Consider the following 17,656-nt stretch of genomic DNA (forward strand, 5'->3'; position numbering starts at 1 on the left):
TATATTTTCGCCTGTGAGGTTGCGAAATTAATAAAAATGGATTAGTGATAGCGTGATAATGTTGATTTAATAGGTAGTATTTGTATGCCAGTACTATTATTGATTATTGTTGTATGCTTGTTTTTTAACCTGTAGTTTTGACGATGCGCATTAAATTGTTCAGTTATGAGTGAATTTAAGGAAAAGGATATGCAAACCATTATTGGATGGATATTACGTGCAGGCGTCCTGATATCTATTGCAATAGTGTTTTTTGGCGGCGTAGTGTATCTTTACCGCCACGGCAGCGCAACGGCCAATTATAGGGATTTTAATGGCGTTCCCGATTTTGTACACAGTATACCCGGTATAATAAACGGTATTTTCATGTTCAGGGGGAGGGCTATTATTCAGGCCGGCATTATACTGCTCATTGCTACCCCGGTTATAAGGGTTATATTTTCGGCAATTGGCTTTATACTGGAAAAAGATCACCTTTATACAGTTATTACCATAGTAGTGCTGCTCATTATCTTTAGCAGCATGTTAAGCGGCCACGCCGGTTAATTTTTTGAAACTTTTTTTGTGCATATATCGTTATATATAATGCATCGTAAAACAGTGGAATCAACTGCCTTAAAGAGCATCGGTTATGATGCTGAAAAGCATGTGCTGGAGTTGGAATTCAGGGAAAGCGGAGATGTATGGCAATACTTAAATGTAAAGCCCGCCGTTTATAAAAAGATGATGGAAAGTGAATCATTAGGCAGCTTTTTTGTCAATAAAGTAAAAGGTGTATTTGATGAAAATAAAATAAAGTAAAGGTTAATAATTTATTATTAATTTACTCAATTATAAGTAGTTTAACAAAAAAATGTATTTCTTTTTACTTAAAAAGGTGTATCTTTGTAAACGAAAAATCTACAACTATTAATATAAACTAAAATGAAAAAATTCGAAAAAAATCAATTGACCCGTAATGAAATGAAATCTGTTTTGGGAGGGTTAGTGGAAAACAGCCGTCATTGTTCTTCAAACATTACTTGCAAAGCTGATGAATATTGCGCTGATATTTCTGAAGAAACCATGTTCGGTACCTGCAAAAAGAAAGAAAAAGATCCTTTAACTTTAACAGCAAAAACAACTAAAATAGGTTAATATATTAATTTTTATATTACGCTCCATTCCCTATAAGAGAATCTTTTCGTTGTAATGAAAAAAGGTTTTTTTATAGGGAATTTTTTTGAATTTGCTAAGAGAAATTAATTACTGCTTGCATTCATTCTGCTTTGTTCTACCTCATTTCCTGTTGAGTGCCTGCTTGCACCTTTTACAGATGTTTTTCCGAACCGGTAGCTGAAATTTAAGGTTATAATTCTGGTTTCCTTTTTATCCTTAATATGCTGATCCAGATTCAGATAAGTGGTATATGCCCTGTCCCGTCGGGTGTTAAATACATCATTTAGTATCAAACTTAGTTTACCTGCTTTTTTAAATAACTGTGTACTGACACCTGTATTGATACCATATGCAGGTTTAAAGTGGTTAATGCCGTAAAAGGTAGCAGTTTCATAATCTCCGGAGATATTTGCTGATAGCTTTGGTAATAACTTAAATGTTTGTGATGTTGATAAAATAAGGTCACCTGTTCCTTTATTTAAATTTCCGTTTTGAGGGTAGGCTTTATAATGCTGATATGAAAGATCGGCATCAAAATAACCGTTCCACCAGGCGAAGAAATCAAACGAACCGTTAAAATTTACACCATAATTGCCCACTTTGCCTAAATTACGGCTGGTTGCCACATTTACTTTTGTGCTATCATTTTGTTCATAAAAGGGGAACATCGCATTATTATAAAGTGTAACATACAGGTCGGTGGTGAATATCTGATCATAGGTATGCGACAAATGAATATTGTTACTGTATGAGGGTTTAAGATAAGGATTGCCCGAATTATATCTGTACAGATCTATATAATATAAAAATGGATTAAGACTTTCATAAGCCGGCCTTTCAATACCACGGCTAAATGTTAGCGAAAATTCGTTCTTATCATTTTTTCTGTAAGTAGTAATAAAACTGGGAAAAAGATTAGTGTAATTATCAGCAGTAATTGAATTTAATGATAATGAGTTCCCGGTAGATTGGGTGTGTTCTGCACGTAGGCCGGCCTCTATATCAAATTTTCCTAATGTTAAGCTGTAATTGATATAAGCTGCGCTTATTTTTTGTTTATAAATAAAGCGGTTGGTAAAATTAGGATCAGATATATATTTCCCATTAACAAGCGGGCCGAATATTTGGTCGTTATCACTTTCTGTTGCGCTGTATTTTAAACCCGCTTCAATTTTTGAATTACCTGGTAGTGGGTTCGAATATTGCAGCAGGGCAGTCCAGTTGTGCCTGTCAGACGGTGAAAGGTTTTGTAATAATAACGGATTGCGGTAGGTATGGCCCGCGGCGTTTAAAAAGGTATTATTAATATACTCAGCAGATATACGTTTATTTGGGGAATAAGTTAAGTTAAAAGCTAAAGTTTTACCACTCGTATCTAATTTCCCGGAATAATTAATGTTGTAATTAACGTAATTGAAATCGCGGTTAATGGTTGAAGTCGCCAGTACCGATGAATCCAATATGCCGTTATTGGTAATGGTTAATTTATTGTCCTTAGAAAAATCATTATCGTTAACCAAACCGTTAATAATAAAGCCAATAGTATTATTTTTATCCAGCGTAAAATCGGCTCCTAAACCAAAGTTATGACTAATGCTTTTTTGTATACTTGTGTACATTGAATTATACTCGGCATTACTGCCAGCATAGGTAATTATGCGGTCGTTATCCAGATCGTGGTAATTTTTCCTATTATCAATATTATAGTTACCAAAAATATTTATGTTTTTAGTGCGGTTATTAAAGGTAATGCCACTGCCCAGTTTATAATAACGACCATAACCCGTGGTGGTATTAAATGTGCCATTGGTGCCAATATTTTTTCCTTTTTTTAATACGATGTTTATAATACCACCGGCTGCTGCATCGTATTTTGCTGTTGCGCTTTTAATTACCTCAATGCGCTCAATATTATTGCCGGGCATGCTTTTTAGCAACGATGCCAGATCGGGTCCGCTAAGGTTGGTGGTTTTGCCATCTACTAAAATAAGGGCATTTTGGCGTGCGCTGATGCTTATATTATCGTTATTATCAACCCGCACACCTGGCGATTGGCTTAAAATATCCAAAGCTGATTTACCATCAGCAATAATACTCGCCCCCGGGTTAATAATAAGTTTACCCGGGCGAACCTCAATAAAAGGTTTGCGGGCAACAATAGCCACTTCTTTAAGCTGGGTTTTATCGGCAGTTAGTAATATAGCCGGTATAGTAACAGTTTGATTATTGCCAATACTAAAAACAGTGGAATAGGTTTTTTGATATCCCAACCGTGTTGCAAGCAATAAATAACTGCCGGCTTTAACTTCCGGAAATTCATATGATCCCTGTTCGTTGACCAGGGCGGAGAGCACAATGGAAGAGTCGGGCGCATTCAGTAAAATAACAGTGGCGGCATCTGCCGGCTGGTTATTTTGCATTAACACATTCCCTCTTATAACTGAAGATTGATTTTGGGCGTAACTAAAATTAAATATACCTGAAACCAATACTATAAATAAGCACCCGATACTAACCTTCATTAATAAAACAAGTAGATTTTTTTTCGATAAATTTCTTTTTAAGGAAGTGTTAAATATAACAAGATTATTACATACAGGAATATTTAACAAGTATTTTTTACGAAATTTAGTGATAAATGTTACCGCAACTTTATGATTTATTAAAGTAATATACTTTGTTATTTTATTAATTTAGCCAATTGTATATTTATATTATTCTGTATAAACATGAAGAAATCAGCATTATCATTATTACTGTTTTGTTTAAGCTTTACCTCTTTTGCCCAAATACAACCACCTGCCTATTTTACTGCGGTAAACAAATTCAGGCAATTTTATAATGCCGATAAGCCAGACAGCATTTTTAACATGTTTAGTGCCGAAATGAAAAAAGCACTTCCGCTTGATAAATTTACACTTACTACAACCCAGTTGAAGGCACAGCTCGGGAACTTATCTGAAACCGATTTTTTGAAATTCAATAAGCCGCTTGCCGTATACAAGGCTACGTTTGAAAAGGCGGTTTTCCTGCTTAACTTATCACTAAACGATGATAACCAATTAACCGGATTGCTTTTAAGCCCCTACAAAGAGGAAGCCGCAACTGTGCCTTTGGATGCATCTGTAGTTGAAACACCTGTTTTATTAAAAACCTTTACCGGTAGCATATCCGGCAGTTTAACCATGCCTAAAAATCCAACCGGAAAGGTGCCTGTGGTATTAATAATTGCGGGCTCGGGGCCAACCGACAGGGATGGTAACAGCCCTAAACTGGGCCTTAACGGTAATACCTATAAAATGCTGGCTAATGCATTAGGCAAAAATAACATAGCGGTATTACGGTATGATAAACGCATGATCGGTCTCAGCGCCAGCTCAACCAAGGAGAACGAATTGCGTTTTGAGGATTATGTTGATGATGCCGTGGGCCTGATAAACATGTTGAATAATGATGAGCGTTTTTCAGGAATAATTGTGCTGGGGCATAGCGAAGGATCGCTGGTTGGTATGTTGGCCTCACGTGATCAGCCGGTTAAGGGCTTTATATCTGTTGCAGGTGCCGGCCGGCCCGCTGATAAAATTGTTACCGAGCAAATAAAATCACAACCAAAATTTTTGGTGGATAATTTTAATAAGATGCTGGATAGTTTAAAAAGAGGGAAAATTACCGATGATATAGACCCGGCACTTTACCCTATAGCACGGCCCAGCATACAACCTTATTTAATGTCATGGTTCAGGTATGATCCTACCCGTGTAATAAAAAAGCTGAAGATGCCGATACTTATTATTCAGGGAACCAGTGATATACAGGTTCCTGTGGAAGACGCCGAAAAACTGAAGAAAGCAAAATCAGACGCTACATTAGCTATAATAAAAGGGATGAACCATATACTAAAGGAGGCTCCCCAGAACCGCGAAGAAAATATAGCCACCTATAGCAAGCCCGAACTACCATTGGCGCCCGAATTAGTAGATGATATTGTAAATTTTATTAAGGGTATAAAATAAGTTCAGTTTAATGCCAGGCATTGAGCAATCGGCGTATCACAATGATTTCCGCAGTGTGGTAGGCGGTATGGTCGGCTATTTGCAGCGCTTCGCGTAAAATATTCTGACCACTGCCGTGGTTAATACTTTTGTAGATATCGCCGCTTTTTAATAACCGTATAAACTCATTACGGTCGCGTTTTATTTGTTCAAGGGTTTTATTCCATACTTCCTCATTATCAGGGTCGCTGTGTTTTGGCCAGTAATCATCAGGCCAGTTAGGCGATACGTGACCACTGTCGCGACAGAATTCCAGCATATCCCATTGTGCAATGCGGATATGTTCGGCAAGCTGCCAAATGCTGTAAGGCAAATCGTTAGGCTTAGCTCCCCTTAAATTTGCCGGTAAGCCGTTTAGTGCATCATCCAAACTTGCATGTGCACCGCCGCCTTCCAGTAGTTTTACCAGTTCGTTTATTAAAATTTTGTGTTCATCGTTCATAAAAAGCAGGTTTTTATAGTTAACAAAATAACTTCGGGTTTGATTTATATTTCAAATGTTTTAAGTTTATGCACCAAAGCAAACACTCTCCATCGTGATAAAAAAAATATTATTACTTGCCCTGTATGTTACCGCGTTTTCTGCCTGCAAAAAGGAAGGACAGTCGGGCCCGATATCTGCTAAAGACGATGCCGCCTTTACTGCCTACGAGGCGAATTTTTTGGATGACCTGTGGAAGCTGAACCCGGGATGGGCCACAAGTGTGGGGTATCATAAGTATGATAGCCTGCTGGTAGTACCTGATGATAAAAGCCGCAAAAAGATGATCAGCTTTACTAAGGTGCAAATGGACTCATTGAGCCGGTTTGATGTGAACAGCCTGTCGGATGCTAATAAGATAGATTACCACCTGATGCAAAATCAAATGGAAGCTACCCAATGGGAAATAGAGCAGCTAAAGGCTTACCAGTGGAATCCCGCATCGTACAATGTAGTTGGTACTTTCGCTTATATTTTAAACGAAAGTTATGAACCGTTGGATAAGCGCCTGCGCAGTTTTTATCAGCGTATGGAGTTTATACCCGACTATTATAAAGAGGCCGAAAAGCAGATTAAAAATCCGGTAACGGAGCTTACCAACCTTGCTGTTGAGCAAAACCTGGGAGGGGTGAGTGTAATAGAAAAGGACTTTGCCGATTCGCTGAAAAAATCACGCATACCCGCTGCAGAACAAAAGGAAATGTTGCAGCGTGCGCAATTATCGGCACAGGCCATAAAGGATTACGCGGCCTGGTTAAAAGCGTTACCTAACCCTAAGCCACGAAGTTTTAGATTGGGAAAGGAGTTATATGAGGCGAAGTTTAAGTATGACATACAAGCCGATGGCACCGCGCAACAAACCTATAACGCAGCGGTGGAGCGTAAAAAATATGTACATGCGCAAATGACTAAATTAAGCAAACAGCTTTGGCCAAAATATTTTGGCGGTAAAACTATGCCTGCCGATTCGCTGGAGTTGATCAGCATGATGATTGACACGTTATCAGCAAGCCATGTGGCTCCGGGTGATTTTCAAACAGCTATTGAGCAGGAGATACCTAAGCTTACCGCATTCGTTAAAGCAAAAAATTTGCTTACGCTTGATCCGTCGAAACCACTGGTAGTGCGCAAAGAACCGGGTTATATGGCAGGCGTAGCAGGTGCATCGGTAAGCTCTCCCGGCCCTTATGACAAGCAGGGTAATACTTATTTTAATGTGGGGAGCCTTGCGGGCTGGCCGGCTGCACGTGCGGAAAGTTACCTGCGCGAATACAATCAGTATATTTTACAGATATTGTGCATACACGAAGCCATACCCGGCCATTACACCCAATTGGTATATGCTAACCAATCGCCGAGTATTATTAAATCGATATTGGGCAACGGGGCGATGGTAGAGGGCTGGGCTGTTTACAGCGAAGAAATGATGCTTGACGCGGGTTTTGGCGGCGACTCTCCCGAGATGCGCCTGATGTGGTATAAATGGCACCTGCGGTCGGTATGCAATACTATATTGGATTACAGCGTACATGCCGGTAGCATGACTAAAGAGCAGGCTATTAAACTGCTCACCCGGGAGGCCTTTCAGCAAAAAGCCGAAGCCGATAATAAATGGACAAGGGTAAGCGTAAGCAGTGTGCAGCTTACAAGCTATTACACTGGCTATAAAGAGATAATGGAACTGCGCACAGCCTGGAAAAAGAAACAGGGCGACAAATACAAATTGAAAGAATTTAACGAGAAGTTTTTAAGCTATGGCAGCGCCCCGGTGAAGTATATAAAAGAAGCTATGCTGAAAACCGAGCAGATAGATACAAAAAATTAGGCTGATAATAAAAATATCATATATGCTTAAGCGTTAGTTATTTTACCATGGAACCGACAGATAGAAGCGATCCTCGATACTGGAAACTGGGATTTATTTATTACAATCCTGATGACCCTGCATTTTTAGTAGGTAAACGCTTTGGATTAGGTTATACGTTTAACTTTGCCCATAAAGCGGTATGGCTGTTTTTTGTGGCAATATTGATTATACCCTGGGTAGTAAGGGTGATTTATAAAAAATGAGAATAAGATAAGTAATGCTTATTCGTCCTTTTTGTGAACGATAACAAACACATCTTCGTTATCTTTTTTCATGAGGTATTTTTCGCGGGCAAATTTTTCGAGTTTAGCTTTGTCAGATGATAACTCATCCAATTCCTCGTTTACTTTAGCCGTTTGGGTTTGGTAAAAATCGCGCTTTTGCTCTAACTCCGTAAGTTGCTGGTGGTATTCGTATTGCGAGATAAGATCGTTGCGGTCAAAAAATATCATCCATATTAAAAAAGCCAGCGTTGCCAGAAAAAATTTGTTCTTGAAGAGGTTGATAAGGCGTGCCATTTTTATGGAGTAGATTTTCAGTATAAAACTATCTATTTATTTTGAGTAGTGCAAATTTATTTATCCGCAGTTAAATAACAGTATCAATATGGCATTTTTTATTTTTTTAGCATAAAAAAGGCCGTTAATATTAAATACTAACGGCCTTAAAATGTTTTAAAGGTTATCCTCGGCGTGCGCCGCTAAAACCGCTTTTGCCGCCTGTGCGGTTATCATCCGGCCTGCTGTTACTGCCAAATCTTTTTTTACCATTGCGGTGACCGGCATTGGGGCGTTTGTTACCGCCACCCTGTTTTTTTAATAACTCCTGATGTTTTTCGGCCATGCTTTTTTGTTTCATGGGGTAAGGATGCCCTTCTTCCACCGGGATTTCCTTGGCTATTAGTTTATGTATATCTTTCAGGTATTGTGGCTCGTCCTCGCTGTCGCAAAAAGATAATGCAATACCGCTTGCGCCTGCCCGCCCGGTACGGCCAATACGGTGTACATAGGTTTCGGGAATGTTAGGCAATTCGTAATTAATTACGTGGGTAAGTTCGTCAATATCAATACCACGGGCGGCAATATCAGTTGCTATTAACACGCGGGTGGTACGGTTTTTAAAGTTGGTTAAAGCACGTTGCCTGGCATTTTGCGATTTGTTACCATGTATGGCTTCGGCAGTGATGCCTGCGCGGGTAAGATCTTTAACTACCTTATCAGCACCATGCTTGGTACGCGTAAATACCAACGCGGTTTTAATATTTTTATCTTTTAAAACATGTTGTAATAAAGCCCTTTTATCCGCCTTATCAACATGGAAAACAGATTGCTGGATGGTATCAGCAGTAGATGATACCGGCGCAACTTCTACCTTTGCAGGATTATTTAATATGCTATCGGCCAGGTGCTGTATCTCTTTTGGCATTGTGGCCGAAAAGAAAAGCGTTTGCCGTTTTGCTGGCACTTTGGCAATAATTTTTTTAACGTCGTGTACAAAGCCCATATCCAGCATACGGTCGGCCTCGTCAAGTACCAGCATTTTTATATGGTCCAGATGCACAAAGCGCTGGTTCATCAGGTCAAGCAAACGGCCGGGTGTAGCTATTAAAATATCAACCCCGCGGCGCAAAGCATCTGTTTGCGGGTTTTGCGATACCCCGCCAAATATTACCAGGTTTTTTAAGCCAGTGTGCCTGCCGTAAGCATTAAAGCTTTCGGCAATTTGTATGGCCAGTTCACGTGTAGGGGTTAATATAAGGGCCTTAATGGTTTTCTGCTCCTTATGCTGTATCCTGTCCTGGTGTAAAAGTTGCAGAATAGGAATAGCAAAAGCTGCCGTTTTGCCAGTGCCTGTTTGGGCGCAGCCCAACAGGTCGCGCCGTTGTAATATATGGGGTATAGCTTGTGCTTGTATGGGTGTTGGGTTGGTATATCCCTCAGTTTTTAAAGCCCTGAGTATAGGCTCAATTAAATTTAAATTTTCGAATGACATGTATTGGATTGTAATGTATGTGTGCTAACGCGAATGCATAAGCGGATCTGAAGAGTCGTCTGATAAATCAAAACCGTAAGCGAACGGGCAATTATTTTTTTACAAAGATACGGAATTTATTACGAAGTAAGTTAACAGGTGTTTTAGGGCAGTTAATATGATGGTATGGTGACGTCCCCTTAATTAAACTTATTCCGGTTCGGTGGTAAACTCCTGCTGCGGATGTACATCGTTTTTGGAACGTAAAAAGGTATCCAGAATGATGAGGCCCATACCAACCATAATAGAAACATCGGCCACATTGAATATTCCCGTTTGTAACGAACCGAACTGTATGTGCATAAAATCGGTTACGGAACCGTGTACTACCCTGTCGTAAATATTGCCTATACCACCGCCTATCACACAAATAATACCTGCCAGCCTTGTTTTAGAGAAGTTGTTTTTAACAAGGATGTATACCACAGCACCCAGCAGGGCCAATACCGGTATAAGCGTGAGCAAAATAAAGCGATAAGGGTTTACCAGTTTATCGCCCAGGCTAAGGAACGCTCCGGGGTTCTCTACCTTCATGAGGTTAAAATGATGATCCAGGAAGCTGTAATGATCATAAACATCAAGCCGGGCGCGTACAATTTTTTTGGAAACCTGATCGCAGCCCACATTAACTGCCAGTATAAACAGGATAATTACAGCCCGGTAAATGCCTTTTACTTTCATCGATGCTAAGGTAGTAAAATTGAGATATTCTTTATGAATCACCCTCTCTCCGCAGGCGGAAAGAGGTGATTGAATACACAACTATTCCTTCTGCTTTGCTTTTTCAGGGTCAAAGCCATACATGAACGTATTTAAGAGGCCATCTGAACTTTGGAGACCTACAATATCCATTAATTCTTCAAAGTAAAAGCAAATTCGCTCCCGGTCTTCGGTGTCAAGATTAATATCGCTGAATCTCTCCAGTCCTGTCTTTATTTTTTGCTGAAAATCTTTTGCAGTTGTTTTATCTTTTTTCGTTACTTTCTCAAAGTCGTCAGCTGCTGCATTTATCTTTTGCGTTAATATTGGTCGTAATTTTGGGTCTCCAATTCCCGGATAGAAAATGGTAGAGTCTTCAACAAATTTCTCTTTTAATTTAAATTTCTTTAGATTATTTGTTGCGTTAGGTGGTATATCCATAGTTTGTTGTGCACAGGAAGTCGAAGTCATTAATATAAGCCCGAGTATTGTACCTATAGTTTGTTTCACTGATTTTGTTTAAAGCGACATCTAAATATATAAATAGAATTCCAGATGGAGATTTTAAATATTTACCTTGTTTCCCAAGCAGAAGGGGCAACCCACAAAAAAAGCCGGTTGGTTAACCGGCTTTGCTCTCATAAAATCGGCACCCGCAGGTGCAATTTTTTATTTTTTGTAAAATTTAAAATCCTTACCAATAAAACGGGCGGCATCGCCTAATTCTTCTTCTATACGTAATAACTGATTGTATTTCGCGATCCTGTCGCTACGTGAAGCCGAACCTGTTTTTATTTGTCCGCAGTTTAAGGCAACGGCTAAATCCGCAATGGTAACATCCTCGGTTTCGCCGGAGCGGTGGCTCATTACGGAAGTATAACCATTGGTTTGTGCTAAAGTAACCGCGTTAATAGTTTCGGTTAATGATCCTATCTGGTTTACTTTTACCAGTATAGAGTTAGCTACATCGGTATCAATACCTCTTTGCAAACGTTTGGTGTTGGTTACAAATAAATCGTCACCCACTAACTGTATCTTATCGCCAATTCTGTCTGTTAATAGTTTCCAGCCATCCCAGTCATCCTCGTGCATACCATCTTCAATAGAGATGATAGGGTATTTCTCTGCCAGTTGTGCCAGATATTCTACCTGCTCAGCACTGGTACGTATAGCGCCTTTTTCGCCTTCAAATTTAGTGTAGTCATATTTACCATCTACATAAAATTCAGATGCGGCACAGTCAAACGCCAGGCAAATATCTTCTCCCGGTTTGTAACCTGCTTTTTCAATAGCTTTTAAAATGGTTTCAACACCATCTTCGGTGCCATCAAAAGTAGGAGCAAAACCACCTTCATCGCCAACAGCGGTTGATAAACCACGGTCATGTAATATTTTTTTAAGGTTATGGAAAACTTCAGTTCCCCAACGGATAGCTTCAGAGAAAGATGAAGCGCCAACCGGCATGATCATGAATTCCTGGAAAGCGATAGGCGCATCAGAGTGCGAGCCACCGTTAACAATGTTCATCATCGGGATGGGAAGGGTATTGGCGTTTACACCACCGATGTAGCGGTATAATGGCTGGCTGCTTTCCTGCGCGGCAGCTTTTGCGCAAGCTAACGAAACGCCTAATATAGCGTTTGCACCCAGATTGCCTTTATTTTCAGAACCATCAAGCGCAATCATAATGCTGTCTATAGCGTTTTGTTCAAACACATCAACACCTTTTAGCTCGGCAGCAATTTTTTCGTTTACGTTGGCAACGGCTTTTAATACGCCTTTACCCATATATACACTTTTATCATTATCACGTAGCTCAACCGCTTCGTGTACGCCCGTAGATGCACCTGACGGTACTGCGGCGCGGCCAAGTATGCCGCTGTCTGTAATTACATCTACCTCAATGGTTGGGTTACCGCGCGAATCTAATATCTGGCGGGCATGTACATCAATTATTAAGCTCATAGTTAATTTTCGTATTTATGAAATGTTACTTTTCTGATTTGGGTGGCTAAGTTAAGCGCAAAAACAGGAAATCGCAATTACAATTTTGTATTTATAGCGATTATTAATCAGTAGTGGTAGGTAAATGCTCACGCGGACTGGCATTTTTATGATGAAAGCGATACATCAGCATTAACAGGATGTTATTTTTATCGTTGGTTTGGGCGGTAGTATAATTATACTGGTTTACCCAGCCGGCCTGTACTATCCATGCTTTATCAAACTGATAGCCCAACGCAGCCGATACACGGTTGCGCTCAAAGTTCGGAGTTTTGTTATTCAGGAAGATCTCGTCAAAAACTGATAGGAAATATGTTTTGGCTACAATTTTATTATGATTGAACGGAATGAACATATTTAACCTGTACCTGAAACGATTGCGGTAATCACCATTTACCCAGCGTTGCTCTGCCCGGTAACGATGTTCGAATTTAAGTCTTGATAAGTATTGATTGATCACCATTTGCTCCCAAAAGCGTGTTTCATTAGTAATGGGGCCTTTGCTCAAGTCGGTGTAATCATAAGTATGGTAGGTGCCCGTACCCAACAGGGCTATAAAATTTTTATCGATATCGTAGCTTACGCCAATTTTTGCCTCGTAATATTGAAACTGGCTGAAGGCACCGTTGCTGCGCCCCTGAAACTCAGTATAACCACCCCATTTATGCGTGCTGTCGCCGGGTAAAACAAGTGTTACAATTCCCCAAGTACCTAATTTGGAGTTTTGCGCATTAGCTGCAGTGCTAAACAGCACTAAAATTAGTGCGGCAAACAAATATTTGTGCATTGTTAATTTATTGTTAACTAATGCCAAATATATGTTTTGGTAATATTAATTTAATATGCGTTTTAAAATATATTTTTTAGTGATATGTAAGATTATTCCCACTTAAATGTTTTAACCGCAACGGCGTAAACACCTATACCCCATACCAATAATATAAATAGCTGATGGCTCACATCACCCAACCCCGCGCCTTCAAAGGCTACTTTACGCATAGCATCGTTAAGGTGGGTAAGCGGTAATACATTACTGATGTGCTGCAGCCATTTAGGAAAAGCCGTTACCGAAAAGAAAGTGCCCGATAGCAGAAACTGCGGTAAGGTAATAATATTGGATAATGGTGGTACGGTACTCTCGTTTTTAGCTATGCCCGATACCGTAAACCCGAAACCCATAAATATGATAAGCCCGATAGCCGATAATACCAGCATGTTAAGCACCGTGACGACTCCATGAATCAGCGTAAAGCCGAAAGCGTAATGACCTATCAGTATAATGAACAAGGCACCCAGTAACGAGAAAACGATACGTGCCAAAGCCTCGCCCAGTACAATGCTGTAGCGTTTTACCGGGGTAGCAAAAAAACGTTTAATAACCAAAGTTAGCCGCAGGCTGATAAATACGAACGCCGTACCGAAAACCCCGCTGCTTAACAGCGAAAAGCCTAATTGCCCCGGCAGTATAAAGTCGATGTATTTGTACGCCCGGCCGCTTATAGTGGTTTCTTTCAGATCGACCGCAGGGGGTATTTTAATGCCGGAATAAGACTGTATCTTTTTTAACTGCTCGGATTGCATATTATAGAACACATTATTGAGCACCGATTTAAGAATACCGCTCTTATCGGCAGATGCTTCACTATATTGCACGTCCACGCTAAGCGGCGTCATCGGCACAAAGGGTTTTACATCTATAATAGCATCAATACTGCCCTTTGCCAGGTTTTTGTTCATGGCCTCGGCAGACTGGTCTGTCACTAAATTTACAATGCCTGTTTTTTTAAGTGCTCTATAAACAGGGTTAATGGTATCACAACCCTTAGCCACACCTACATCTACCTTTACGCCGCCCCCGCCAATATTAGCAAACACAATAATAAATATCATGGGGAAGGCTAAACTGAATACCACCGCCGAGGGACTGCGGATGATAGAACGAAAACTTGCTTTGGCAATGGCCAGTGTTGCACCAATATTACTGTAAGGTTTATTATCTTTTGTCATTATTTAAATGTCATTAAATCAATTAGGGTTCATCAAGTCATTTTAACCATAAACTCTTTTAAAAAGCGGGCATCAGTTTAATCCTCCTCTTTTTAAGGATCAGAGCAGGGGTTACCCCTCGCGCCATTCCTTACCGGTAAGGTTAATAAAAACATCTTCCAGGTTAGCGCTCTTTACCTGTTTTTTGCGCTCAAAACCCGATGATACCAGTTCGTCAATAAAATGGTCGGGTGTATCAATGCCAATAATGTGTCCGCCATCTACAAAGGCCACACGGTCGCACAGTACTTCGGCCTCATCCATATAATGAGTGGTAATAACAATGGTGGTTCCGCTGTCGCGTATCTCGCGTATCAGGTCCCAAAGGTTACGCCGCGCCTGCGGATCGAGCCCGGTAGTAGGTTCATCCAAAAATATGATACGCGGATTGTTTATTAATGTAGTAGCAATTGAGAATCGTTGTTTTTGCCCGCCTGAAAGTTCCTTGTATTTAGATTTCGCCTTATCGGTAAGGGCTACTTTCTCCAGCATTTCCATAGGGGATTTGTTAATGCCGTATAAGCCGCAAAATAAGCTGATGAGTTCGGCAAGGTTAAGGTTAGGGTAGTAGCCCGCAGCCTGTAATTGTACGCCTATGCGTTTTTTAATATCGTCGGCATCGCGGTCTATCGAAAAGCCATCAACGGTAACTTCGCCCGATGTTTTATCCCGCAAGGTTTCTATGATCTCCAGCGTGGTAGTTTTGCCGGCGCCGTTGGGGCCGAGCAGACCAAATATTTCGCCCTCATAAACTTCAAAACTTACACCCTTTACGGCAGCAAAATCGCCGTAGTTTTTTACCAGATCTTTTACTGTAATAATAGGTTGTTTCGCCATAATGTAAATATGGGATGTATTTATTAAAAATCAATAGGTATGTCGGTAAGTAGCGTAAAATTTACGGTAAATGAATTTTAACTCTGCTTTTACTTACGTCTTTAAAAAAAGCATCATCCTCAAAATTTGATGCCAAAGCTCATGCTCATGTTGATGCTTATCCTGCTGCTGATGTTGAGGTAGATAAAAAAAGAAAAATTAAAATTTAATAGAAGAAGTATAATTAAAAAAAATATGGATTTTTTATAATTAATGTAGTGACACTGTTTTGGTATTATTTTTTTATTTCGCTGGCGGATTTAAGCACCTTGCCGCCGTCTTTGGTTTTGATCTCGTAGGCGGGCTCATCTGCCGAAGCATTGCGTTTTACGGTAGCGCCTTTAATGGTTTTTTCAACAGGCTTAGTATATTTTTTTTCAATCTTTCCTTCGGCCTCGCCTTTGCCCCAGTTCCAGTGTACAGTATCTCCTTTTTTCATAGTGTTTTTATAGCAATATGCCTGCCATAAATTAGCTTATGCGCCTTAGCAAACCAGTTTACCTAACAGGCGAACCAGGATAATTGCGTTTACCAGTAAAATAACAATAGTTGTAATTGCGGGTAGTGTAAGTAATGCTGTCATGATGTTTTTGATTTGTTTTACACTACAAAAATGTGAAGCAGCACTCATGTGGAACAGGGTTTTTAGGCGAACGGATAAAAAATGTCGGTGAATGGAATTTTAGGCGGAATGAAAGGAATGAAGTGATATTTCACCGATGAATAAAAAACCCCCGCTACGCATTTTGCGAAGCAGGGGTGTGTCTGTGTGGTTTAGGTTGACAGACATCCGGAAGGTAGAAGGAGGGTACTGATCTTATAATTGCGTGTCTGATGTGCTCTTTGATTTGAATATAGAATAGCCCAGTCCAATACCAAACCAGGGCTTGTTACGATAATCCCAGTTACGGCCAACGTTACCTGCCAGGTAATCAATACCTGTAAATGCACCGATCTGGAAGTTATCTATCTGGAACAGGTAACCCGCGTGCCATGTAATTGCCGCGAGGTTGGTTTCGGCTGTTACGGTATTGTTAGTATTGTCAGGCGTAACCCCTACAGATGTAAGGGAAATACCCGTTAAAAAGTTATGTGAATACTTTTTACTCGGCGAGTATTTATATCCTATGGATAGGCCTATGCTTACGTCACTTGTAAAGGTAAAATCGCGCTTATGGTTGGGTGTTTGGCTATCGCCGCCAAAACGTAATTTAATGGGAAGCACTAATGCCCCAAGTGTAAAGCTATGGTGGGTTAATCGCTTTTCGCTGCCATTTACAAATTCCTTTAAAGGAAGCTTAAAGAATAAGTCTCTTGCACCGGGTTTACCGGTTTTTAAATCAGTAGTGGTGCTTACAAATTTTTTATTTAACTGGGCTTTGGCTGTTATATCTGCATCGCTATCATTATTAGGTTCCCACACCAAAAACTGGATCACAAAATTGCCATCTTCCAGTATTTTGGTTACTTTAAAATCCACGTGGGCAGGTATATCGGTTAATGTACCAGCCTTATCAACACCCGAGCCACTGCATTGTAGTAAGCTTTGTGAGGTTAAAAAGCTGTACCTGTTATCGTAGATAGTTTTATCTACTGTTTGGGCGTAGCTGCAAATACTGAAGAAGAGCAGCAAAAAGGTTATTAGTTTAAGTTTCATGATACAGGGGTTTAGTTTAATGAATTAAAGTTACCTGCTTGCTGTATAATTCAACAGGTTCAAAACACCTAAATGCAACCCGTTAAAACACGGTATCTTTTTATTAAGTGCCTTATTTTAACTTTTATGCGACATTTGTTAAATCATGATATTTCATTTCAGAGATAAATTTCCTCAATTACAGGCCTTTTGGGATAAATACCTTCCGTTTCAGCAAAGGCTGCAAGTGCCTGCAAAAACTATTTTACTGAACGAGGGTGCCGTATCTAAAAATTATATCTTTATTGAGAAGGGTTGTGTAAGGGCATTTTTTAACAATAATGGCGATGATAAAACCGTGCAGTTTTTTTTCGAGAACGAGGGCCTTACTTCGTTTGATAGTTTTGTAAATAATGTCCCGAGCATGCTCACTGTTGAAACATTGGAGCCATCGGTTGTATACCTGCTGCCCAAACCCTATGTACTACAACTAACGGAGGAGTTGAGCCGGGAGCCGGAATTTGTGCAAATGATGCTGAGGATGTTTGCGCAGCGGCAAACACATTATATGGAAGAATTTTTTTCTTTTATCCGCGATACTCCTGAACGGCGTTATCAAAACCTGTTAGATAAAAGACCCCATATAGTTCAACGGGTGCCGCAACACTATATCGCTTCGTACCTTGGCGTAAGTACCGTGCATCTTAGCCGGATAAAAAGTAAGCTGACTAAAGGTAGCCCCCATTTTTAAACTTAATAACATATGTTATCGTCACAGGGCTGCCTGTACCTCTAATTTTGTCTGA

General features: G+C 40.1%; 19 protein-coding genes. 7 read left to right on the forward strand and 12 right to left on the reverse strand.

Annotation, left to right across the window (positions count from 1 at the left end; genetic code table 11):
• Nucleotides 1-165 precede the first annotated feature (165 nt).
• The 3 genes from I5M19_RS14575 (at nt 166) to I5M19_RS14585 (ending at nt 1,137) form a co-directional block, all read left to right on the forward strand.
• Nucleotides 166-546, forward strand: a complete 381-nt coding sequence (locus tag I5M19_RS14575; RefSeq protein ID WP_200067095.1) for a DUF1634 domain-containing protein — start codon at nt 166-168, stop codon at nt 544-546.
• Nucleotides 547-585: 39 nt separating this feature from the next.
• On the forward strand, nt 586-801 hold the full coding sequence (locus tag I5M19_RS14580) for a KTSC domain-containing protein (protein WP_200067096.1): 216 nt from the start codon (nt 586-588) through the stop codon (nt 799-801).
• A 123-nt stretch (nt 802-924) separates the two neighbouring features.
• Nucleotides 925-1,137: a hypothetical protein gene (locus I5M19_RS14585; RefSeq protein WP_200067097.1), complete on the forward strand. Its 213-nt coding sequence runs from the start codon at nt 925-927 to the stop codon at nt 1,135-1,137.
• A 104-nt stretch (nt 1,138-1,241) separates the two neighbouring features.
• On the opposite strand, the gene I5M19_RS14590 is transcribed toward I5M19_RS14585, so the two are convergent.
• Complete coding sequence (locus tag I5M19_RS14590; protein WP_200067098.1) at nt 1,242-3,680, reverse strand: outer membrane beta-barrel family protein; 2,439 nt, start codon at nt 3,678-3,680, stop codon at nt 1,242-1,244.
• 207 nt (nt 3,681-3,887) lie between these two features.
• Here I5M19_RS14590 and I5M19_RS14595 point away from each other — a divergent pair, with 207 nt between their 5' ends.
• A complete protein-coding gene (locus I5M19_RS14595; protein ID WP_200067099.1) occupies nt 3,888-5,171 on the forward strand; it encodes a serine aminopeptidase domain-containing protein in 1,284 nt (427 codons plus the stop codon).
• Nucleotides 5,172-5,178: 7 nt separating this feature from the next.
• Here the strand turns inward: I5M19_RS14595 and I5M19_RS14600 are convergent, their stop codons facing one another.
• Entirely contained in the window at nt 5,179-5,652 is a 474-nt protein-coding gene (locus tag I5M19_RS14600; protein ID WP_200067100.1) for a DinB family protein, read from the reverse strand.
• A 94-nt stretch (nt 5,653-5,746) separates the two neighbouring features.
• Between I5M19_RS14600 and I5M19_RS14605 the strand changes: the two genes are divergently transcribed.
• Both I5M19_RS14605 and I5M19_RS14610 read left to right on the forward strand, forming a co-directional pair.
• Nucleotides 5,747-7,516: a DUF885 domain-containing protein gene (locus tag I5M19_RS14605; RefSeq protein ID WP_317193235.1), complete on the forward strand. Its 1,770-nt coding sequence runs from the start codon at nt 5,747-5,749 to the stop codon at nt 7,514-7,516.
• A 47-nt stretch (nt 7,517-7,563) separates the two neighbouring features.
• Nucleotides 7,564-7,761, forward strand: coding sequence for a DUF5808 domain-containing protein (locus I5M19_RS14610; RefSeq protein ID WP_200067101.1), 198 nt, complete (start codon nt 7,564-7,566; stop codon nt 7,759-7,761).
• Nucleotides 7,762-7,779: 18 nt separating this feature from the next.
• Here I5M19_RS14610 and I5M19_RS14615 read toward each other — a convergent pair whose 3' ends face one another.
• From I5M19_RS14615 to I5M19_RS14660, 10 genes are all read right to left on the reverse strand, one after another.
• The gene (locus tag I5M19_RS14615; protein ID WP_200067102.1) at nt 7,780-8,076 is read right to left on the reverse strand and encodes an FtsB family cell division protein; all 297 of its coding nucleotides are present in this window, start codon (nt 8,074-8,076) and stop codon (nt 7,780-7,782) included.
• A gap of 163 nt (nt 8,077-8,239) precedes the next feature.
• Nucleotides 8,240-9,550: a DEAD/DEAH box helicase gene (locus tag I5M19_RS14620; RefSeq protein WP_200067103.1), complete on the reverse strand. Its 1,311-nt coding sequence runs from the start codon at nt 9,548-9,550 to the stop codon at nt 8,240-8,242.
• A 189-nt stretch (nt 9,551-9,739) separates the two neighbouring features.
• Nucleotides 9,740-10,270 (reverse strand): signal peptidase II, encoded by a 531-nt coding sequence (gene lspA, locus I5M19_RS14625; RefSeq protein ID WP_200067104.1) that lies wholly within the window; start codon nt 10,268-10,270, stop codon nt 9,740-9,742.
• Between the two features lie 81 nt (nt 10,271-10,351).
• Nucleotides 10,352-10,798, reverse strand: a complete 447-nt coding sequence (locus I5M19_RS14630; RefSeq protein WP_200067105.1) for a DUF4844 domain-containing protein — start codon at nt 10,796-10,798, stop codon at nt 10,352-10,354.
• Nucleotides 10,799-10,957: 159 nt separating this feature from the next.
• Nucleotides 10,958-12,253, reverse strand: coding sequence for a phosphopyruvate hydratase (gene eno / locus I5M19_RS14635; RefSeq protein WP_200067106.1), 1,296 nt, complete (start codon nt 12,251-12,253; stop codon nt 10,958-10,960).
• 103 nt (nt 12,254-12,356) lie between these two features.
• Nucleotides 12,357-13,079 carry a DUF2490 domain-containing protein gene (locus tag I5M19_RS14640; protein ID WP_200067107.1) on the reverse strand — a complete coding sequence of 241 codons (723 nt, stop codon included), beginning with the start codon at nt 13,077-13,079 and terminating at the stop codon, nt 12,357-12,359.
• A gap of 92 nt (nt 13,080-13,171) precedes the next feature.
• Nucleotides 13,172-14,299, reverse strand: coding sequence for an ABC transporter permease (locus tag I5M19_RS14645; RefSeq protein WP_200067108.1), 1,128 nt, complete (start codon nt 14,297-14,299; stop codon nt 13,172-13,174).
• A 111-nt stretch (nt 14,300-14,410) separates the two neighbouring features.
• Nucleotides 14,411-15,175 carry an ABC transporter ATP-binding protein gene (locus I5M19_RS14650; RefSeq protein WP_200067109.1) on the reverse strand — a complete coding sequence of 255 codons (765 nt, stop codon included), beginning with the start codon at nt 15,173-15,175 and terminating at the stop codon, nt 14,411-14,413.
• Between the two features lie 274 nt (nt 15,176-15,449).
• Entirely contained in the window at nt 15,450-15,653 is a 204-nt protein-coding gene (locus tag I5M19_RS14655; protein ID WP_200067110.1) for a hypervirulence associated TUDOR domain-containing protein, read from the reverse strand.
• A gap of 378 nt (nt 15,654-16,031) precedes the next feature.
• A complete protein-coding gene (locus tag I5M19_RS14660) occupies nt 16,032-16,871 on the reverse strand; it encodes a hypothetical protein (RefSeq protein ID WP_200067111.1) in 840 nt (279 codons plus the stop codon).
• A gap of 145 nt (nt 16,872-17,016) precedes the next feature.
• On the opposite strand from I5M19_RS14660, the gene I5M19_RS14665 reads away from it, so the two are divergent.
• Nucleotides 17,017-17,601, forward strand: a complete 585-nt coding sequence (locus tag I5M19_RS14665; protein ID WP_200067112.1) for a Crp/Fnr family transcriptional regulator — start codon at nt 17,017-17,019, stop codon at nt 17,599-17,601.
• The last annotated feature ends 55 nt before the right edge of the window (nt 17,602-17,656 follow it).

Source organism: Mucilaginibacter segetis, assembly GCF_016522075.1.
GTDB classification, from domain to species: domain Bacteria; phylum Bacteroidota; class Bacteroidia; order Sphingobacteriales; family Sphingobacteriaceae; genus Mucilaginibacter; species Mucilaginibacter segetis.